General features: G+C 69.0%; 18 protein-coding genes. 9 read left to right on the forward strand and 9 right to left on the reverse strand.

Features of this window, described 5'->3' with window-relative positions; genetic code table 11:
* Positions 1 to 61: 61 nt before the first annotated feature.
* The 5 genes from EFA46_RS11745 (at position 62) to EFA46_RS11765 (ending at position 5,123) form a co-directional block, all read left to right on the forward strand.
* Positions 62 to 496 (forward strand): hypothetical protein, encoded by a 435-nt coding sequence (locus tag EFA46_RS11745; RefSeq protein ID WP_123077674.1) that lies wholly within the window; start codon positions 62 to 64, stop codon positions 494 to 496.
* Positions 497 to 584: 88 nt separating this feature from the next.
* Positions 585 to 1,796 (forward strand): glycosyltransferase family 2 protein, encoded by a 1,212-nt coding sequence (locus EFA46_RS11750; protein ID WP_123077676.1) that lies wholly within the window; start codon positions 585 to 587, stop codon positions 1,794 to 1,796.
* Positions 1,797 to 1,859: 63 nt separating this feature from the next.
* Positions 1,860 to 3,026, forward strand: coding sequence for an ABC transporter substrate-binding protein (locus tag EFA46_RS11755; RefSeq protein ID WP_123077678.1), 1,167 nt, complete (start codon positions 1,860 to 1,862; stop codon positions 3,024 to 3,026).
* Complete coding sequence (locus tag EFA46_RS11760; RefSeq protein ID WP_123077680.1) at positions 3,023 to 3,931, forward strand: FAD-dependent monooxygenase; 909 nt, start codon at positions 3,023 to 3,025, stop codon at positions 3,929 to 3,931. Before EFA46_RS11755 ends, EFA46_RS11760 begins: the two co-directional genes overlap by 4 nt.
* 55 nt (positions 3,932 to 3,986) lie before the next feature.
* Positions 3,987 to 5,123, forward strand: coding sequence for a site-2 protease family protein (locus EFA46_RS11765; RefSeq protein ID WP_123078414.1), 1,137 nt, complete (start codon positions 3,987 to 3,989; stop codon positions 5,121 to 5,123).
* Here EFA46_RS11765 and EFA46_RS11770 read toward each other — a convergent pair.
* The 6 genes from EFA46_RS11770 to EFA46_RS11795 all read right to left on the reverse strand — a co-directional run bounded on the left by EFA46_RS11770 (position 5,120) and on the right by EFA46_RS11795 (position 11,760).
* Positions 5,120 to 6,469 (reverse strand): endo-1,4-beta-xylanase, encoded by a 1,350-nt coding sequence (locus tag EFA46_RS11770; RefSeq protein WP_123077682.1) that lies wholly within the window; start codon positions 6,467 to 6,469, stop codon positions 5,120 to 5,122. The genes EFA46_RS11765 and EFA46_RS11770 overlap by 4 nt on opposite strands.
* Positions 6,470 to 6,532: 63 nt before the next feature.
* A complete protein-coding gene (locus tag EFA46_RS11775; protein ID WP_123077684.1) occupies positions 6,533 to 7,132 on the reverse strand; it encodes a hypothetical protein in 600 nt (199 codons plus the stop codon).
* Between the two features lie 155 nt (positions 7,133 to 7,287).
* Positions 7,288 to 8,280: a ribonucleotide-diphosphate reductase subunit beta gene (locus EFA46_RS11780; protein WP_123077686.1), complete on the reverse strand. Its 993-nt coding sequence runs from the start codon at positions 8,278 to 8,280 to the stop codon at positions 7,288 to 7,290.
* A gap of 16 nt (positions 8,281 to 8,296) precedes the next feature.
* Positions 8,297 to 10,729, reverse strand: a complete 2,433-nt coding sequence (locus EFA46_RS11785; protein WP_123077688.1) for a ribonucleoside-diphosphate reductase subunit alpha — start codon at positions 10,727 to 10,729, stop codon at positions 8,297 to 8,299.
* A gap of 190 nt (positions 10,730 to 10,919) precedes the next feature.
* A complete protein-coding gene (locus tag EFA46_RS11790) occupies positions 10,920 to 11,258 on the reverse strand; it encodes a helix-turn-helix transcriptional regulator (protein ID WP_255494122.1) in 339 nt (112 codons plus the stop codon).
* 133 nt (positions 11,259 to 11,391) lie between these two features.
* Positions 11,392 to 11,760, reverse strand: coding sequence for a response regulator (locus EFA46_RS11795; RefSeq protein WP_123077692.1), 369 nt, complete (start codon positions 11,758 to 11,760; stop codon positions 11,392 to 11,394).
* 281 nt (positions 11,761 to 12,041) lie between these two features.
* Between EFA46_RS11795 and EFA46_RS11800 the strand changes: the two genes are divergently transcribed.
* Both EFA46_RS11800 and EFA46_RS11805 read left to right on the forward strand, forming a co-directional pair.
* Complete coding sequence (locus EFA46_RS11800; protein WP_123077694.1) at positions 12,042 to 13,013, forward strand: phosphoadenosine phosphosulfate reductase family protein; 972 nt, start codon at positions 12,042 to 12,044, stop codon at positions 13,011 to 13,013.
* 33 nt (positions 13,014 to 13,046) lie between these two features.
* Complete coding sequence (locus tag EFA46_RS11805; RefSeq protein ID WP_123077696.1) at positions 13,047 to 13,259, forward strand: hypothetical protein; 213 nt, start codon at positions 13,047 to 13,049, stop codon at positions 13,257 to 13,259.
* Here the strand turns inward: EFA46_RS11805 and EFA46_RS11810 are convergent.
* Entirely contained in the window at positions 13,256 to 13,471 is a 216-nt protein-coding gene (locus tag EFA46_RS11810) for a hypothetical protein (protein WP_123077698.1), read from the reverse strand. The genes EFA46_RS11805 and EFA46_RS11810 overlap by 4 nt on opposite strands.
* A 78-nt stretch (positions 13,472 to 13,549) precedes the next feature.
* A complete protein-coding gene (locus tag EFA46_RS11815; protein WP_123077700.1) occupies positions 13,550 to 13,945 on the reverse strand; it encodes a DUF302 domain-containing protein in 396 nt (131 codons plus the stop codon).
* A 259-nt stretch (positions 13,946 to 14,204) separates the two neighbouring features.
* Here EFA46_RS11815 and EFA46_RS11820 point away from each other — a divergent pair, with 259 nt between their 5' ends.
* On the forward strand, positions 14,205 to 15,725 hold the full coding sequence (locus tag EFA46_RS11820) for a hypothetical protein (protein ID WP_123077702.1): 1,521 nt from the start codon (positions 14,205 to 14,207) through the stop codon (positions 15,723 to 15,725).
* Positions 15,726 to 15,734: 9 nt separating this feature from the next.
* Here EFA46_RS11820 and EFA46_RS11825 read toward each other — a convergent pair whose 3' ends face one another.
* A complete protein-coding gene (locus tag EFA46_RS11825; RefSeq protein WP_123077704.1) occupies positions 15,735 to 16,721 on the reverse strand; it encodes a hypothetical protein in 987 nt (328 codons plus the stop codon).
* A 140-nt stretch (positions 16,722 to 16,861) separates the two neighbouring features.
* Here EFA46_RS11825 and EFA46_RS11830 point away from each other — a divergent pair, with 140 nt between their 5' ends.
* Positions 16,862 to 18,826 carry an ABC transporter ATP-binding protein gene (locus EFA46_RS11830; RefSeq protein WP_255494123.1) on the forward strand — a complete coding sequence of 655 codons (1,965 nt, stop codon included), beginning with the start codon at positions 16,862 to 16,864 and terminating at the stop codon, positions 18,824 to 18,826.

Below are 18,826 nucleotides of genomic sequence, written 5' to 3' on the forward strand. Positions count from 1 at the left end.
GTCCGAAACTGTCGCGAGCGCGTTCCGAACGGACTAACCCGCGCGCGGGGCAACGTCCACCGTGAACGTGGAGACACTCGCCTCCCGCCGGTTCGCTGCGGCCGTCGCAGCCGCCGTCATCGGGGCGTTCGGCGCGTACTTCCTGGTCGTCGCGCTCGTGCCCGACCTCTTCGGTCGGTGGTCACACGACGCGATGGCGGTCGTCGTCGCGGCGGCGACGCTCTGCTTCGGCGTCGCGTTCGCGGCGCGCGCGGCACGCGGCGGCGGCCCGACGGCGTGGCGGCTCGCGGAGGCCGTCGTCGCCGCTGTCTGTCTCGGCCTCGTCGCACAGACGGCGTCGTTCGCGCTCGGCGCCCCGCTCGCCGTGAGCGCGGACGGCGCGTCGGTCGCGCTCGTCCACCTCGTCCTCTGGGCGGGCCTCGTGAGCACCGCCGTCCTCCTCCGCGCGGGCTTCGCCGTGGCCGAGGGGACGGTCGTCGACGGGTCGCGCGAGTAACCGTCCGAGACGGGCGTCGCTCGCCCGGTCGACGGCGGCCAATCGCACGGTTAATCCGGACGCGCGCCGAACACGTGGCACTACTCGGATGCGCAGGCTCCCCGTCGCACCGGACCGCCTCCTCGCGGCCGTGTTCGCGCTCGCGCTCCTGAGCGCGGTGCTCCTCACCCTCCACGAGACGATGCACCCGCTCGTCGTCTCCGTCCTCCAGCCCGTGGCGTACGCCGCGCTCTGGCTCTTCCTCGGCATCTACGGCGGCGCGACGCTCTTCTGGACGTACGAGCTGGTCCAGTCCCATCGCGAGTACGAGCCGCCGGACGTCGTCTACGGGCCCGAGGCCTGCCAGATACGCATCCTCACCGTCGACGCCGAGGACGTCGTGCAGGAGACCGTCGACGCCATTCCGGACGGCGTCGCGCCCGGCGAGCGCCACGTCGTCGCCGAGGCGCCCATCGACGTCGCGGGCGCGACGGTGCACGTCGTCCCCGACTCCTTCACGTGCGACGCCTCGGACAAGGGCCGCGCGCTGGAGTGGGCGCGCCGCGAACTCTCCTGCGAGCGCGAGTTCGTGCTCTTCCTCGACGAGGACACGCACGTCCGCGAGTTCGAGGGGTTCCCGGACGCGGACGTCGTCCAGTTCCGCGAGTGGCCCGAGTACACCGGCTCGACGCTCGCGTTCTGGTGCGAGCTCGTCCGCATCGGCTATCAGGCCGAACAGCAGGGTTTCGGGCTCCCCGGCGTGCCGCTCTACGCGTGGGGCGGCGGCATCGCGGTCCGCGCGAGCGTCGAGGACGACGTGGGGTGGGCGTATCCGACGCTCATCGAGGACACCGTCTTCGTCTGGCGTGCGGTCCTCGAGCACGGCGCGGAGTACGTCGTCCTCCCGGACCGCTTCCGGAATCAGGCGCCCCCGTCCGTCCGGGCGCTCGTCGAGCAACGCCGCCGCTGGCTCGCGGGGTCGCTGCGCGACGAACCCGTCCTCCCGAAGCGCTACTGGACGCTCTTCGCCCTCCGGAACGTCACGTGGGCGTTCTCGCCGGTCGCGCCGTTCCTCCTCCTCTTCCTCGGCCTACTCCCGGGGACGATGCCGTATCGCGGGCTCTATCACGTGCTCTCGTGGGGGCTGCTCGCGTACACGCTCGTCTGGCTGGCTCGCGCGTGGCGCTACTACGGCGGCCTCGCCTACCGCCACCTCCTCGCGGTGCCGCTCTACCCGCTCGTCGTCTCGCTGCACTCGCTCGGCGCGGCGTGGGGGCTGGTGGACGAACCGGAGGGGTTCGAGCGCACGGAGAAGGAGTGAGCGATGGATTAGGCCCGCCGAAAAATCGGAGGGGTTTTGACTTATTAGGCGAACCTAAACCGTATGCCACGGAAGTCGAGCGACGGACGGCGCACGCGACGCGACTACCTCGCCGGGACCGGCGCGCTCCTCGGCGGCGGCCTGCTCGCCGGCTGTTCCGGCACCGGCGACGGGACGACGAGCACGACCACCGAGGCGAGCACGACCGGGGGGACGACCACCACCGAGGACGCCGGGCACACGGTCTCGATGGCGCCCGTCGGCGAGGTCACCTTCGAGTCGGTCCCCGAGTCGTGGCTCGCGTTCACCGGCGACTACGCCGACATGGGCGTCGCGCTCGGACAGGCCGACGGCCTCGAAGCTATCGGCATCCCCGCGCGCTACGCCGCCTACTACTACGAGGAGCTCCCCGGCGTCTCCGTCGATACCGACGACCTCACGCCCCTCTACCAGGACGGCACCGGGAAGGAGGTCTTCTACTCCGTCGACGCCGACGTCCACGTCATCGACCCGAACTTCATGGTGAACCGCCTCCAGTGGAGTCAGGGCGACGTCGCGGAGGTTCGGGAGAACGTCGCGCCCTTCTTCGGCAACACCGTCTTCACGCAGGTCTACGACTGGCACGACTACCGCTACTACTCGCTCTACGAGGCCTTCGAGAAGATGGCCGAGCTCTTCGACGAGCGCGAGCGCTACGAGGCGTTCAGCGCCTACCACGACGAGGTCGTCGCGGACGTGAAGGACCGCCTCCCCGAGGAGACTCCCGACGTCGCGCTCCTCTACCCGGCCGGTATCCCGCCCGAGTCCTTCTACCCCTACCTCGTCGGCGAGGGCACGCAGTCCGAGCAGTGGCGGAACCTCGAAGTCGGCGACGCCCTCGCGCAGAACGACGTCACGGACGCGCAGGCGGGCGGCGCGACGCTCGACTACGAGGCGCTCCTCGACATCGACCCCGACGCCATCGCCGTCCGCATTCAGGGCGAGATAACGGACGCGTACTTCCAGGAGAACGTCGTCGCGCACATGGAGCAACACGAGGTCGCGAGCGAACTCACCGCCGTCCAGGAGGGCCGCGTCTTCTACGGCGGACACACCTACCAGGGCCCCATCATCCACCTCTTCCACCTCGAACAGGCCGCGCAGGGCCTCTATCCCGACGTGTTCGGCGGCGAGCAGCTCTTCGACCGCCAGCGCGTCGCGGACATCGTCACCGGCGAGTTCGACGCATGAGCGAGCACACCGACCGGACCGTCGACGTCGTCGTCGTCGGGGGCGGGCCGAGCGGCGCGAGCGCCGCCGTCTTCACCGCGCGCTACGGCCTCGACACGCTCGTCTTCGACCGCGGCGTCGCCGCGCTCCCGCGCTCGGCGTTCCTCGAGAACTACCCGGGCTTCCCCGCCGGCATCGACATCGAAACCTACCGCGCGCTCCTGCACGACCACCTCGAAACGGCGGGCGCCGACCTCGTCGCCGACACCGTCGAGGCAGTCGAGCACGCGGCTGACGGGGAGACCGGGGACGCGCGCTTCGTCGTCACCACGGCGGACGGCCGCGTCGTCCGCGCGCGTCACGTCGTCGCGGCGTCGTGGTACGACGGCGACTACCTCCGGCCGGTCGTCGGTGACGGCGCGTACGAGTCCCACGAGCACGACGGCGACGAGCACGAGCACTTCGACGGCGACTACCCCGACGCCGACGGCCGCACCGAGGTGGCGGGCCTCTACGTCGTCGCGCCCGCCGGCCAGCGCAACGCGCAGGCCGTGGTCGCGGCCGGGCAGGGCGCGCACGTCGCACGCCGCCTCATCAAGGACGTCCGACTCGCGGACGGCTACCCCGAGGAACTCGCCGAGCACTACGACTGGCTCCGCTCCGAGAGCGAGTTCGCCGGCGACTGGGGCGAACGCGAGCGCTGGCGCGAGTGGTTCGACGACCACGTCCCCGCCGAGCGCGAGGGGGACGCCGACGTCGCCGACCTCCGCGAGTCCTACATCGACGCCGCCTTCGAGACGCGACGCGACCCCGAGGAGGTCGCGGAGTTGCGCGAGCGCGCACACGACCGCATCCTCGAGCACCTCGACGACGACCGCATCCGCGCGTACGCGGCCGCCCTCGACGCCCCGACCGAGGACGACTGAGCGGGACGCGGCCGTCGCCGGTGGCTATTACTGTCCGCCGCACGTCCGTCCGATGATGCGCAAGTTCACCGTCGGTCGGGTGTGGGACATCCCCATCCGAATCGACCTCTCGCTCGTCGTCTTCCTCCCCATCCTCGCGTGGCTCCTCGGCTCCGAGGCACAGATCGACGCCTACGCCGGCATCGTGAACGCCGTCGCGCCGACGGCGTTCGCCGTCGAGGTGCTGCACGCGGGCTCGAACCCGTGGCTCATCGGCATCTTCGCCGCCGTCGGCCTCTTCGTCGGCGTCGCCCTCCACGAGCTCGGGCACGCCTACGCGGGGGCGCGCTACGGCGTCGAGACCGAATCCATCACGCTCTGGCTCCTCGGCGGGTTGGCGAGCCTCTCGAACATCCCCCGCGAGCCCGAGAAGGAGTTCGCAATCGCGCTCGCCGGCCCCGTCACGAGCCTGCTCGTCGCCGCCGTCTGCTACCTCGGCCTCTACGCCGTCCCCGCCTCGCTCCCGGTCGTCGGCTTCATCGTCGGCTGGCTCGCCATCAGCAACGCGCTCCTCGCGGGCTTCAACCTCCTGCCCGCGTTCCCGATGGACGGCGGGCGCGTCCTCCGCGCCTACCTCGCGCGCTCGCGGCCCTACGCCGTCGCCACCCGGACGGCCGCGCGCGTCGGCGTCGCGTTCGCCGTCGCGTTCGCCGTCTTCGGCGTCCTCTACTTCAGCCCGCTCTTCCTGTTGCTCGCGTGGTTCGTCTACAGCGCCGCGACCGGCGAGTCCCGCACCGTGCTCCTCGACGACCTCCTCGAGGGCCTGACGGTCGACGACGTCGCCGCGGACACGCCGACCATCGACGTGGAGGCGAGCGTGCAGGCGTTCGCCGACCGGATGCTCGCCGACCGCCGCACCGAGTACGCCGTCACGCGCGACGGCGCCGTCGTCGGCCTCGTCTCGATGGCCGCGCTCAAGCAGGTGCGCGACGTCGAGCGCGACGCCTACCACGTCGAGGAAGTGATGCGCAGCGACCTCCCGGTCGTCGAGCGCGACGCGGACGCCTTCGAGGCGCTCGCCGTCCTGAACGAGGGGAACGTCGGCGCGGCGTTCGTCGAGCACGACGGCGAGCGCGTCGGCATCGTCACCCGGAGCGACTACGTCAGCCTCCTGCAGGCCCGGCAGGCGTTCGGCGTGACCGTGCCCGCCTAGAGCGGAATCGTCCAGCGCGTCTCGCCCGTCGCGTCCGTCAGCGCGCGCGTCACGCGGTGGCGCTCGTCGCCGACTTGTAGTTCGACGTCGTACGTCCCGAGGTCGGCGCGCGTCCGGTAGACGCCCGCGTCGTCCGTCCGCCCGACCTCGTCGGTGTGCCACTCGTCGAAGACGAGCGAGACGTAGGCGTCGTAGCCGGGTTTCGGCGTCCAGTCCGCCGCGAAGAGCGGCGCGTCGTCGCGCCAGTGCTGGTCGTCCCAGTAGCCCCAGAGGCGGAACCCGGTTGCGGCCGGGTGGCTGTAGAGGACCTTGAGGAAGCGATAGAGGTACGCGCCGGCGTGCTCCTCGGAGTCGAACCCCGGCGTGTCGAACTCGGAGACGACGAGGTCCACGTCGCCGAGGCCCGCGAAGCGCTCGAGGCGCCGCCACTGTTCCGTGGGGGAGATCGCCTCGCTCGCGCCGAGCGTGTGCGCCTGAAAGCCGACTTCGTCGAGCGGTGCGCCCCCGTCGAGCAGGAACGCGACGAGCGTCGCGTACGCCTCGCGGTGGCGTGGGCGGTCGAGCGAGAGCACGTCGTACTCGTTCACGGAGAGCGTCGCGTTCGGCGCGACGTCGGCCGCGTGCGCGAACCACTCGCGGAGCACCGGCGACGTCGCGGGCGGCGCGTCCGAGAGCGCGTCCGTGAGTCCGTGGTGGCCGATGGGTTCGTTCAGGAACACCCACTGCGTGACGCCGTGGTCCGCGACGTAGTGGCCGAGCAGGGTCTCGATGTGCTCGCGGACGAGTTCGCGCACTCGCGCGTCGTCGCCCGCGTCGACCGCCTCCCACACCGCCGCCGGAACCACGGCCGCGTCCCGGTTCTGCCAGACGACGGGCGCGCCGGCCACGGTGAGGCCGCGCTCGCGGAGGAAGGCGACCACGTCGTCGGCGCGCTCGTGCGTCCCCGGCTGCGTCCATTGGCGCCACTTGTAGGCGTTCTCGAAGACGACCTCGTTGAACAGCTCGCCGACGTAGCGCCGATACGGGTGGTCGTCGGGGACGGCGAAGTGGCGCGCGACGTTGTACGCCGTCGAGAAGTCGAAGTCGTGCGAGCGGAGCGTGAGGTCGACGCGCGCGTCCGGAACCGGCTCCCCGTCGCGTTCGACGGCGACGGCGAGGTCCGCGCGCCGGTGGGCGTCGATGCGTTCGTCGGCCGCGCGCTCCCACGCCGGCCGCTCGCCCTCCGTCACGTCGTCCGGCGTCGGCGTCGGTGCGTCCGTCGTCTCCGCGCCGTCGCGCGAGACCGAACAGCCGGCGAGCGCGCTCGCTCCGAGCGCCGCGAGGAGCGCGCGGCGGTCGTAGTTCACGGCCGGGGTTCACGCCGGCGTGCCCTAAACCCGAGGGTCGAATCGGCCCGTCGGCGCGGGCGCTCAGTACCCCCAGCGGAGGCCGGCCATCGACGCGACGATGGCGACCATCAGGACGAGTTCGATCAGGCTCAGCATGCCGTACCTCGCGTTCAACTCGGCGAGGCGCTCGTGGTCGGTGTCGGCGGCGGCGAGCTCGTCGAACATCCCGATGGTGAAGGTGTGGAGCGGTCCGAAGCCGAGGACGAGGAGCGCGATGCTGAGGCCGAGCGCCGCCCAGAGCGCGGGCGTCGGCGACGCCCACATTCCGAACATGGCCGCGAGACCGATGCCGGAGCCGACGACGCCGACGGAGAGCGGCTCCATGAGGAGCGTCATCTTCGGGACGAACCCGCGCGCGAACTCGGCGTTCGCGTCCTCGGAGAGGCCGCCCATCACGGGTCCGAGGACGAGCGCGCCGATGACGGACGTGCCGAACCAGAACGCCCCGAGGAAGAGGTGGACGGCGAACATCAGCTGCACGCTCCCCGAGAGGTAGCCGACGACCGGGAGCGCGAGCGGGACGGCGACGGCGCCGACGGCGAACCGTCGGTCGGCGGCGTCCGCCATCTGCCCGTAGCGCTCGCGTCGCGTCTCCGGTCGCGTCGAATCGACTAGCGACACCCGCTATCACCCAACATAGCCGAGGTGTCATCGGACTATCGGATAAATCTGTCGCAGAGCCGTCACGCGCCCGGGTGTGGGGGTCGACCGCGCAGGTCGCGGCCGGACGGCGGTCGCTCGCGGGTCGTCGAGCGAGCGGGCCGTCCGCGCGCTCGCTACCAGTCGAGGCTGCCGCCGGACTGGTACTCGGTGACCTGCGTCTCGAAGAAGTTCTTCTCCTTGTTCAGGTCGACCTGCTCGCTCATCCACGGGAAGGGGTTGGCCGTCCCGTACTCCTCGGCCATGTCGAGCTGGCCGAAGCGGCGGTCCGCGACGTACTCGACGTACTCGGCGAACTGCTCGGGGCTCATCCCGAAGACCTCCTGCGGGCAGGCCTCGCGGGCGTATATCTGCTCGAGGTCGACGGCCTCCGTGATCATCTCCCGGATCTCCTCGTCGAAGCTGTCGGTCCAGACGCCGGGGTTCTCCTCGCGGATCTGGTTGATGAGGTCGACGCCGAAGCCCACGTGGAGGGACTCGTCGCGCATGATGTACTCGAACTGCTGGCCGACGCCCACCATCTTGTTCTGGCGCTTCAGCCCGAGCATCATCGCGAACCCCGCGTAGAAGAAGACGCCCTCCATGACGACGTAGAAGCCGACGAGGTCGCGCAGGAGGTCGCGGACGTCGTCCTCCGTCTCCAACTCGAAGTCGGGGTCGTCGACGGCGCGCGTCAGGTCGACGACGAACTCGTCCTTCTGCTGGATGGCGGGAATGCGGTCGTACATCCCGTAGAGGTAGTCGGGCTCGAAGCCCAGCGAGTCACAGCAGTAGATGAAGGTGTCCGTGTGGATTGCCTCCTCGTAGGCCTGCCGGAGGAGGTACTGGCGACACTCCGGCGCCGTCACGTAGTCGTAGATGGCGAGGACGATGTTGTTCGCCGTCAGGGATTCGGCCGTCGAGAAGAACCCGAGGTTCCACTCGACGAGCTGGCGCTCGGCCTCGGAGAGCGCGTCGCCCTGCCACTGGGCGACGTCGTCCTGCATCGGGATCTCCTCCGGCACCCAGTTGTTGTTCACGCCGGCCTCGTAGTACTCGCGCGCCCAGTCGTAGTCGATGGGCAGTATCTTGTTCGGGTCGTGCTCGTCGTCGTGGTTCAGGACAGGCATAGCGGTATAGTGAGTGTTATTGGCAGGCGTCGCAGGTCGGGTCTTCGACCGCGCAGAGCTCCGTGTCGTCGTCGGCGGGTTCTCCGCCGTCCGTCGCGGCCGCCGCGTCGTCGTCGCGGTGCTGGGTCTTCCCGTACTCGTCCATGTCGAGCGTGGACTTCTCGATCTGGGAGGCGCCGAGCGTCCGCAGGTAGTAGGTCGTCTTCACGCCCATCTCCCACGCGCGCGTGTAGACGTCGTCGAGCAGGCTCCCGTCCGTGCTCGGGAAGAAGACGTTGTGCGAAACCGATTGGTCGATCCACGTCCCCCGGTGGGCGGTGAGGTCGAGCTGGTGGCGCGGGTCGATCTCGAAGGCGCCGCGATAGAGCTCCTTCAGGTCCTCGGGCACCGCCTCGAGCTCCTGAATGGAGCCGTCGTGGAACTTGATGCGGTCGCGCGTCTCCTCGCTCCACAGGTCGAGCTCCTTCAGGTCCTCGACGAGGCGGTCGTTGATGACGGTGAAGTCGCCGCTCATGTTCGACTTCACGTAGAGGTTCGAGTAGATGGGCTCGATGGACGGCGTCGTGCCGTTGATGGTCGAGATGGTCGCCGTCGGCGCGATGGCCATCGTGTTCGAGTTGCGCATCCCGTGCTCGTCGACGTGCTCGCGGACGACGAACCAGTCGAGCGTCTCCTCCCTGTCCGTGGGGATTTCGCGGCCGCGCTCCTCCTCGAGGCGGTCCACGGTGTCCTGCGGGAAGACGCCCCGGTCCCACTTCGACCCCTCGTAGGAGTCGTAGGTGCCGCGCTCCTTCGCGAGCCGCGAGGACTCGAGGATCGCGTGGTAGGAGACGAGCTCCTGCCAGCGGTTCGCCTTCTCGATGGCCTCCGAGGAGTTCATCGGGATCCCGCACTCCATGAGCGCGGCGTGGAAGCCCATCGTCCCGAGGCCGATGGGGCGATGGCGCATGTTCGAGCGCTCGGCCTTCTCCGTCGGGTAGAAGCAGAGGTCGACGACGTTGTCGAGCATCCGCATCGCCGTCTCGATGGTGTCGCCGAGGCGCTCGCGGTCGAGCTCCGCGTTCTCGACGTGCGTCTCGTAGTTGACGCTCCCGAGGTTGCAGACCGCCGTCTCCTCATCGCTCGTGTTCAGCGTGATCTCCGTGCAGAGGTTCGAGGAGTGGATCGTCCCCGCGTGGTCCTGGGGCGAGCGGACGTTACAGGGGTCCTTGAACGTGATCCACGGGTGGCCGGTCTCGAAGAGGCGCGTGAGGGTCTTGCGCCAGAGGTCGGCGGCGTCCACGACCTCGTACTCGTCGATCTCGCCCTCGCGGGCGGCCTCCTCGTAGGCCTCGTAGCGCTCGCGGAACTCCTCGCCGTAGGTCTCGTGGAGCTCGGGGACCTCGTCGGGGCTGAAGAGCGTCCACTCCTCGTCGTTCTGGACGCGCTCCATGAAGAGGTCGGGCACCCACGCCGCCGTGTTCATGTCGGGGGTGCGCCGGCGCTCGTCGCCCGTATTTCGCTTCAGGTCGAGGAAGTCCGGGTAGTCGGCGTGCCACGCCGCGAGGTAGGCGGCGGCGGCGCCGCGCCGCTTCCCCGAGCGGTTGATGGCGCCCGTGACGTCGTTCGAGATGCGGAGGAACGGGACCGTGCCCGTGGACTCGACGCCCGTCGAGGAGATGCGCGCGCCGGCGGCGCGGACGTTCGTCCAGTCGTTGCCCAGCCCCCCGGACCACTTCGAGAGCGTCGCGTGCTCCTTGTACGCGTCGAAGATGCCCTCGAGGTCGTCCGGGACGGTCGTGAGGTAGCAGGAGGAGAGCTGCGGGTGGGTGGTGCCCGCGTGGAAGAGCGTCGGCGAGGAGGGCGTGAACTCGAGCTTCGAGAGGACGTCGTAGAACTCCTCGGCGCGCGCGTTCGGGTCGTCCTCCTCGAGCGCGAGGCCCATCGCGACGCGCATCCAGAAGGCCTGCGGGAGCTCCATGCGCTCGTCGTCGGCGGTCTTCAGGAAGTAGCGCTGGTAGAGCGTGTCGAGCGCCATGTACTCGAAGTTGCCGTCGCGTCCGGGTTCGAGGGAGTCGGCGAGGCGGTCGAGGTCGAAGCGCTCGACCATGCGGTCGTCGAGGATGTCGCGTTCGACCATCTCCGCGATGTTCTCGCGGAAGGTGGCGCGATACGTCCGGTCGCGCTCGTAGCCGGTGGCGTCCTCGCCGGCCACCTCGCGGAAGTACTTCTGCAGGAAGACGTCGGCGGCGACGCGCTTGTAGACGGGGTCGCGCTCGACGCGCGCGGTGAGGGTGTCGATTGCGGCCTCGTAGACCTCCTCGGTGGAGGCCCCCTCGTAGAGGGCGTGGGCGGCCTCATCAACGAGGTCTGTGAGCGTGTCGTCGGTGACGACGTCCGCGTGGCCCTCGCGGGCGCGCTCGAGGACGTCGCGTACGGTCTCTCGTGTCTGGGTCTGTGTCTGACTCATGGTGGATAGTCGCCGCCGACCGACAGCGTCGCCACTGGTGGTGTGTTCTGTCGGTCGTGCGGTGATGTCTCTATCCGCGAAAACGGCCGTCGTAGTGCCCTGCGGCCGTCTCCGGCGGTACTACACCCTGTGTATCCGGGTGCGAATAAAGGTTTGCAAGTGGCCTTTCAGTACTACAAACAGAGTTGAATTACGTCGAGCGACGGTCGTTCAGCCACTCTCGGCGGCGTTCCAGCGCCCGCCGCGCGAACTCGGTGAGCCGGTACTCGTTCGCCCGTCCCTCACCGGGGCGCTTGTCGATGAACCCGGCCTCCGTGAGCTGGTCGAGGTTCGTGTAGACGTGACTGTGGTTGACCGTCGTCCCGTAGTACGACTCCAGCGCGTCCTCCGTCGCGAGGCCGTTGCACGGTTCGCGCTCGTAGAGGACCCAGAGGATGTCGCGCTGGAACCCGGAGAGGTCGGCCATCGCGGCGTCGTGCTCGCGGTGACCCGACCGCGAACGACCATCGGTGGTGTCGTCACGTGGCATTGTGGGTGTGGATGCCGGCCTCCGCCGGCGCTCTACCCGACTGTCGGCGCCCGACTAAATGAATGTTGTAGTCAGGCCGACCGCGAGGCCCGCGCTCGTGCCGTCGCCGTCGCCCCGACGCGCCGGCGAGCGGCTACGCGACCGCCTCGCGGATCGCGTCCGCGAGCGTGCCGAAGCTCCCCACGTCCTTCTGGACGAACGCCGCCGCGCCCGCCTCGCGCATCTCCGAGGCCGTCTCCGGGTCGTCCATCCCCGTGAAGAAGACGACCGGGAGGCGCGGATGGCGCTCCGTGACCTCCGCCAGTATCTCGGGGCCGCTCGTCCCCGGGAGCCGATAGTCGAGGACGAGACAGACGACGTCGCCGTCCTCGAGGCGTTCGAGCGCGGCGTCGGCCGTCCGAACGCTCTCGACGGCGTAGTCGATATCTCGCGAGAGTCGGAGTTCGACGAGTTCCGCGAAGTCGCGGTCGTCGTCGACGTAGAGGACTGTCCCAGTCGACATGCACCTAGGTGCGCCGCCGGTCGCCTTTGTTCTTCCCCCCGTCGATGGCCGCCGAGCGGCCGTTTCCCGGCGTCCGTGTCCGTACGTGTGACAGCTATCGAGTGGTTTCGAGCGACGAAGCGCGAGATATCGCCGCTGTCACGTCACTCACGCGCCCGTCTCGTGTCCGAGAGGTCCGTCGGCGATTCCCGTCAATATCCGCCGGATCTTCGGTGCCGCGGAGAACCCTGACCGCACACGCAATCCTTCACGTGTCGGGGGGGTAAGAGCCGGGTAGAACGATGCCAGCGGACTTCCCCGACTACCTCGACGTCGACTACAGCGACGGCGAGGGCGAAGACCCAGCCGACTACCCGAACCTCGAAGACAAGATAGAGAAGGCCGTCGACGTCGTGCAGACGGGCCTCGAGGAGTACGAGAACCCCGCCATCATGTGGACCGGGGGGAAAGACTCCACGCTCACTCTCTACTTCGTGAAGGAGGTCGCCGAGGAGTACGGCTACGAGATGCCGCCCGCCATCTTCATCGACCACTACCAGCACTTCGATGACCTGCTGGACTTCGCCGAGCGCTGGGCCGACGAGTGGGAGTTCGAGCTCATCTACGCCCGCAACGAGGACGTCGGTGACTACGTCGAGGCAAACGACCTCGACCCCGGCGACGACATCGACATCTCCGCGCTCTCCGAGCACAACCAGCATCACGTTCGGGACATCCTCGAGTACGAGGACGACACCTTCCCCTTCCTGCTGGACACCTACGTCGGCAACCACCTCCTGAAGACGGTCGCGCTCAACGACGCCCTCGAGGAGTACGACGTCGACGGCATCTTTAGCGGGATCCGCTGGGACGAACAGGAAGCGCGCGCCGACGAGACGTTCTTCAGCCCGCGCCACGACCCCGACATCTACCCGCCCCACGACCGCATCCAGCCGATCCTCCAGTTCGACGAGGCCGCCGTCTGGGACGCCTTCTGGCACTACGTCGTCCCCGAGAGCGTCTCGGGCTACCCCGACGAGGGCTACGTCCCGCAGGCCTACGACGACCTCCCGGAGGGCATCACCCACGAGGACATCCCCGTCAGCCCGAAGTACTTCAAGGGCTTCCGCTCGCTCGGCAGCGAAGTGAGCACTGACAAGGCCGACGACGAGCCTGCGTGGCTCCAGGACCTCGACAACACCACCGAACGCGCCGGCCGCGCCCAGGACAAGGAGGACCTCATGGAGCGCCTCCGCGACCTCGGCTACATGTAACGTCCGGCGAGCACTCACTCACCACCTCACTCCATGCCCGAGACAGACGCCACGGAGCGAACGCTCACGACCCGATTCGGTCGCCCGGACGCCGTCCTCGGAGCTATCGCCGCCCTCCTCGTCGCGGCAGTCTGTGCGGCGCTCCTCTCGCCGCTCGCCGCGATGCCGACGCTCGCCGTCGGCTGTCTCGGGTGTCTGGCCGTCATCGGCGAGGCGGTGTTCGTCCATCCGCCCGTGGACGGCTAAGCGTCCGCCGCGCGCGTCGGCACGCCGGTCACGGCGACGTAGCTCGCGAGCGCGGCGAGCAGGAGGCACGCGAGCACGAGCGCGCCACCCTCGTACGGCCCCGGGTGGACGCCGAGGACGCCGCCGAGCGTGACCGCGACGGCGGCGGCGAGGAGACTACACCAGACGACGGCCGCCGCGACGAAACGCACGGCCCACGAGAGAAGCGACACACCGCGAAGCGTCGGCGCCCGCGAGCAAAAAGGGGACGGCCACGCGTTAGTCGGCCGTCACGTCCGCCATTCGATACGTCAGAACGACGCTTCGACGGACTCGACCACGCGCACGAGTCGCTCGCGGACGTCCGTGGCGACCTCCGCGACGTCGTCGTTCTCGACGATGCCGAGGAGGCGTTCCGGGTCCACGGCGCGCACGGCGACGCCGCCGTCGTCCGCGTAGACCACGACGTTGCACGGGAGGAGCGCGCCGATACCGGGTTCGGCCTCGAGGGCGTCGTGCGCCAGCGGCGGGTTGCACGCGCCGAGGATGCGGTAGTCGCGGACCTCCGCGTCGAGTTTCTCCTTCATCGTCGCCTGCACGTCCACGTCGCAGAGGACGCCGAACCCCTCCTCCGCGAGTTCCTCTTCGGTCGTCGCGACGACGTCCTCGAACGACCCATCGACTCGCGCGTCAATCGTGTAGCTCACGCGCACGACTACGCCCGCCGACGACTTATACTCCACCGGCCGCGCGGGTCGCGCGACGCCGCCCGAACCGCAGTCCGGCGATTCACCGCCCACTCCCCGAGCGACCACGGAGTGCCGACGACCGGGACGCACTCGCTCGTGTCGCAGACGAGTCGAGAGTCGCGTTCGGGACGAACTCGGCGCGGCCGGAGGAAACCCTTATGCCACCACATTACAAACTAGTGATGAATCCGGGGGACGCCGGGGTCCGGAACCTACCATGGGAACCAGCACCGACTCACGTGGAGCGAGCAGCGTACTCGCCACGCTCCTACTGACGGGTATCGTCGCGATTACGGTGACGGCCAGCGGCGCCGCCTACATCGACCACTCGCTCGACGGGACGGCCGCCGGCCACACCGTCGGGCAGGTCGACGTCAGCGCGAACGACACGACGGTCGACGTCGTCCATCTCGGCGGCGACAGCTTCGATCCCGACACGCTCGAAGCCGTCCTCAAGTCCGAGAACGACAGCGTCCGCGTCCCCTTCACCGACGGAACCATCGACGGCGGCGGCGACTTCGACCCCGCCACCACGTGGCATTACGACTACAGCGACGCCCTCGACGGCCATCTCGAGAAGGTCTACATCGTCTACACGCCGAAGAACGACGTTCTCGACGTCGAGCGCTTCACGAACACGACGGCACCCGTGGCGGACGACGGCGGTGGCGACGCGACGCTCCTCGTGAACGTCAGCGACCGCACGAACAACGGACCGGGTAACTCCGGGCACGCTATCTACTGGATCGAGGCTACCGCAAACAGCCCAAGCGATGTTGACAACATCACCGTCGAGTTCACGAACCTCGACGCGAACGGGAACGCCCCGCACAACACGGGCCGCGTCACCATCGACGGCGCCAGCGGCGGCGCGTGCTACGTGAACAAACACATGGAAGACGACACGCTCGCGATCAACGCCACCGCATACGCGTCCGATGGAGCGGTGCTCGGCCACCGGAACGTGACCGACGTCGCGGACGGTAGCGAACCCGCCGGTGACGACGACGTCGATACCGACGCGGTGCCCAGTGGGACGTGCAACACAGGTGATACTGGGTCTCCTGACGCCGTCGAGGACCCCGGCTTCGCGTACATCGACGCCAACGGTGACTGGAAGTACAATCCGAGTGTGAAGCACGAGAAAAAGGTGAAGACAAAGCAGCTAGAGAAGGATTTCAGCACCAAAAAGGGGAGGCTCGTTATTCCCGAGAGCGTCTCAGTCACGGCCTCGAAGGGGACGACGCTCTCTGCTGACGGTCTCTACCTCGCAGGAAACATCACGCACCCGATCTCGGGCGATACCTCGAACATCGAGTTGAACGCAAACAGCGATACCCTCTGGCTCGACGGCGCGACGGTAACTGATGAGAAGAGCGGATCCGATGTCGTATTCACCGGTGGACGTGTTTCGTCGAGCGGAACAACCCTCTCCGCTGACGGAGCGATCACTATCACCGCCAATGACGGACACCTCGATCTTGTCGACTCGACCGTCACAGTACGGAAGGGTGGAACGGACATCGTTTTGGAGGCCACTGGTGGAGATCTTGACCTCACCGACACGACGCTGTCCTCGCTGAAGAAGGACGGCAAGAACGCGTGGAACAACGACCTCACCGCTACGGTCGACTCGGACTACTCCGTCATCGTGGACGGCGCGACGTTCGAGGACGACGACGACAAACTCGACGTCGAACCCGACGGTGCCTCGACGGACACGGCGAAGACGACGTAACCCCTTTCTCTAGTCCCCGTCCGGTATGCCTTCGATATCTCCGCGGTCGTCGCCGACGACGAACTGGCCGGCGGCGGGTTGCGCGCTGTTGACGAGGGTGACGCGTAAGACGTAGGCGCCGACGAGGACGAACGGCGCGAAGGCGACGGCCTCGACGCCGACGACGAGGAGGTTGCTGTCGGGGAGGTCGTTGAGGAAGTGCATGAACGCGGCGACGATGGCGGCGGTGGGGACGGCGGTGAGGACGAGGTCGCGCGAGAGTGCGGCGAGGTCCTCGCGCGTGTAGAGCGTCTTGAAGTACTCGCGGGCGGTGGCGGCGTACTGGAGGAGGCGAAGCATCTCGTCGATGCGTTCTGCAGTCTGGGCGTCGAGGTCGTCGGCGTGGGCGACGCGGATCGCGCGGAGGTCGTGGATCTGTTTGTCGTGGTCGTAGTCCATGGTCGCGAGGACGACGTCGAGGGTGGTTTCGGCGTCTTCGAGGCCGCGGTTCATCTCGCCGGTCTCCTCGGCGAGCGTTTCGACGTAGCCGTCGAGGTCCTCGCGCAGCTCGAAGTCGGCGGCGCCGATTTCCTCCTCGACGTACTGGGCGCGCCGGAGAATGCTCCCGGAGAGGAGCCGGAGGAGCGCGTCGGGTTCGGCGGGGACGTGCTCGGTGTCGACGACGTCCTCGAGCTGGCGTCGGTACTCGACGACGCTCTGGACGCGGCCGAACTGCTGGCCGAGCGGATGCTGTTGTTGGGAGACGAAGAGCGTGTTGACGGTGACGACGATGCTGAAGAGGAAGAACGTCCCGCTGAGGAGCGCGGAGACGAGGGAGATGGTGGGACTGGAGTCGGCGAGCGGGTTCTTCGCGGTGGGGAGGACGAAGCCGGCGACGGGTCCGAAGAGGGCGAAGCCGACGAGGAGGACGAGCGTCGTGAGGATCCGTCTGTCGGCGGTGAACGCCGCCCACCGGTAGAGGCGCTGTCCGAGTCTATCGAGGTCCCACCCTGCCATCACTCGGACGCAAGGTGCCGGACCGCTAAAGGCGTGCGGGCCACCGCACCGCCTCCGCCGGACCTCGCACACCGCCGTCGGGTGGTGCGGTCGGCGCCGCCTTCCCGAGCGTTATACGGGTCGGCACCCACTCACCGGCAATGGACGACGACGCGGGCGACGGCGGGACACCGCGGAACCCGATGTGGCGGCTGTACGCCGAGCACGGCGGCGGGAACTGGGAGTGGGCGGCGGGCGGCGCGGTCGCGACGGTCGTCGGTCGGCTGTTCGGCCTCGTGCCCGCGTACGTCGTCGGCCTCGCGGTCGACTCCATCTTCCTCGGAACGCGGCCGTTCGGCCTCCCGTTCGTCCCCGACGCGTGGCTGCCGCCGGCGGACGCGAGGTGGGCGCAGGTCGAGGTCGCGGTCGGCGTGTTGCTCGCGGCGACGCTCGCGGGCGCGGTGCTCTCGTGGATCGACGACTACGCGTGGAGCGTCTTCGCCCAGCGCACCCAGCACGGCCTCCGCGTGGCGGCCTACGACCGCCTGCAGGACCTCGACCTCGCGTTCTTCACGAACCGGCGGACGGGCGAGCTGATGAGCGTCCTGAACAACGACGTGAACGCCCTCGAGACGTTCCTCGCGGACGCCGTCTCCTCGTCGCTATGGATCCTCGCGACCATCGGCGGCATCGGCGTCGTGATGGTGTCGCTGAACGCGCCGCTGACGCTCGTCGCGCTCCTCCCGGTCCCCTTCCTCGCGGTGTTCACGCTCGTCTTCGCGCGCGTCATCGAGCCGCGCTACCTCTCGGTGCGCGAGGAGATCGGCGACCTGAACGCCCGCCTCGAGAACACGGTGAGCGGCATCGAGACGGTGAAGACGTCGAGCGCAGAGCGCTACGAATCCGGGCGCGTCGCGTCGTCGTCGCTCGCCTACCTCGCCTCGAACCTCGCGGCGATCCGCGCGCGCATCACGTTCTTCCCCGGCCTGAACGTCATCTCGGGCGTCGGGTTCGCGGTGACGTTCCTCGCGGGCGCGTACTGGGTGCTCTTCGGCGCGCCGTTCGGCCTCACGGGGACGCTGACGCCGGGCGCGTTCGTGACGTTCGTCATCTACGCCCAGCAGTTCGTCTGGCCCATCGTCCAGTTCGGCGGCATCGTCGACGACTACGAGCGCGCGAAGGCGGCGAGCACGCGCGTCTACGGCCTCCGGACGCAGGAGCGCGAGATAACGGACGCGCCGGACGCGGAGGACCTCGACGTCACGGCGGGGCGCGTCGAGTTCGACGACGTCTCGTTCGCGTATCGCCGGCCGGACCCGGAGGCGCCCGAGGAGACGCTGACCACCGAGGACGTCCTGCGCGACGTCTCCTTCGAGGCGGCGGGCGGCGAGACCATCGGGGTCGTCGGGCCGACGGGCGCGGGCAAATCCACGCTGATGAAGCTCCTCCCGCGCCTCTACGACCCGGACTCGGGCGCGGTGCGCGTCGACGGGACGGACGTCAGCGAGGCGACGCTGCGGAGTCTGCGCGAGTCGGTGGGCTACGTCTCGCAGGATCCCTTCCTCTTCTACGGGACGGTGGCGGAGAACGTCCGCTACGGGAGCTTCGACGCGAGCGACGCGGAGGTGGAGGCGGCGACGCGGCGCGCGCAGGCCCACGAGTTCGTCGAGCGCCTGCCGAACGGCTACGAGACGATGGTGGGCGAGCGCGGGGTGAAGCTCTCGGGCGGCCAGCGCCAGCGCCTCGCCATCGCGCGCGCCGTCCTGAAGGACCCGCCGCTGCTCGTGCTGGACGAGGCGACGAGCGCGGTGGACACGGAGACGGAGGCGCTCATCCAGCGCTCGCTCCTCGACTTCGCGGCGGGGCGGACGACGTTCGTCATCGCACACCGCCTCTCGACGGTGCGCCACGCCGACACCATCCTCGTGGTGGACGACGGCCGAATCAGCGAGCGCGGCACGCACGATGAGCTACTGGAGCGCGACGGCCTCTACGCGAACCTCTGGCGGGTGCAGGCCGGCGAGGTCGAGTCGCTCCCCGCGTCGTTCCTCGAGCGGGCGCGCGAGCGCGGCGACGCGCCCGTCGACGAGCGCGAGGAGGGCGAGAAGGACGGCGAGGACAGATAA

The sequence above is a fragment of the Halarchaeum sp. CBA1220 genome, from assembly GCF_003721175.2.
In the GTDB taxonomy this organism is placed as follows: Archaea; Halobacteriota; Halobacteria; order Halobacteriales; family Halobacteriaceae; genus Halarchaeum; species Halarchaeum grantii.

Excerpts from the sequence above, each read along its gene's own strand:
- EFA46_RS11750 (WP_123077676.1), top strand. The coding sequence starts at position 585 with ATGCGCAGGCTCCCCGTCGCACCGGACCGCCTCCTCGCGGCCGTGTTC.
- EFA46_RS11755 (WP_123077678.1), top strand. The coding sequence starts at position 1,860 with ATGCCACGGAAGTCGAGCGACGGACGGCGCACGCGACGCGACTACCTC.
- EFA46_RS11760 (WP_123077680.1), top strand. The coding sequence starts at position 3,023 with ATGAGCGAGCACACCGACCGGACCGTCGACGTCGTCGTCGTCGGGGGC.
- EFA46_RS11765 (WP_123078414.1), top strand. The coding sequence starts at position 3,987 with ATGCGCAAGTTCACCGTCGGTCGGGTGTGGGACATCCCCATCCGAATC.
- EFA46_RS11780 (WP_123077686.1), bottom strand. The coding sequence starts at position 8,280 with ATGCCTGTCCTGAACCACGACGACGAGCACGACCCGAACAAGATACTG.
- EFA46_RS11785 (WP_123077688.1), bottom strand. The coding sequence starts at position 10,729 with ATGAGTCAGACACAGACCCAGACACGAGAGACCGTACGCGACGTCCTC.
- EFA46_RS11790 (WP_255494122.1), bottom strand. The coding sequence starts at position 11,258 with ATGCCACGTGACGACACCACCGATGGTCGTTCGCGGTCGGGTCACCGC.
- EFA46_RS11795 (WP_123077692.1), bottom strand. The coding sequence starts at position 11,760 with ATGTCGACTGGGACAGTCCTCTACGTCGACGACGACCGCGACTTCGCG.
- EFA46_RS11800 (WP_123077694.1), top strand. The coding sequence starts at position 12,042 with ATGCCAGCGGACTTCCCCGACTACCTCGACGTCGACTACAGCGACGGC.
- EFA46_RS11805 (WP_123077696.1), top strand. The coding sequence starts at position 13,047 with ATGCCCGAGACAGACGCCACGGAGCGAACGCTCACGACCCGATTCGGT.
- EFA46_RS11820 (WP_123077702.1), top strand. The coding sequence starts at position 14,205 with ATGGGAACCAGCACCGACTCACGTGGAGCGAGCAGCGTACTCGCCACG.
- EFA46_RS11825 (WP_123077704.1), bottom strand. The coding sequence starts at position 16,721 with ATGGCAGGGTGGGACCTCGATAGACTCGGACAGCGCCTCTACCGGTGG.
- EFA46_RS11830 (WP_255494123.1), top strand. The coding sequence starts at position 16,862 with ATGGACGACGACGCGGGCGACGGCGGGACACCGCGGAACCCGATGTGG.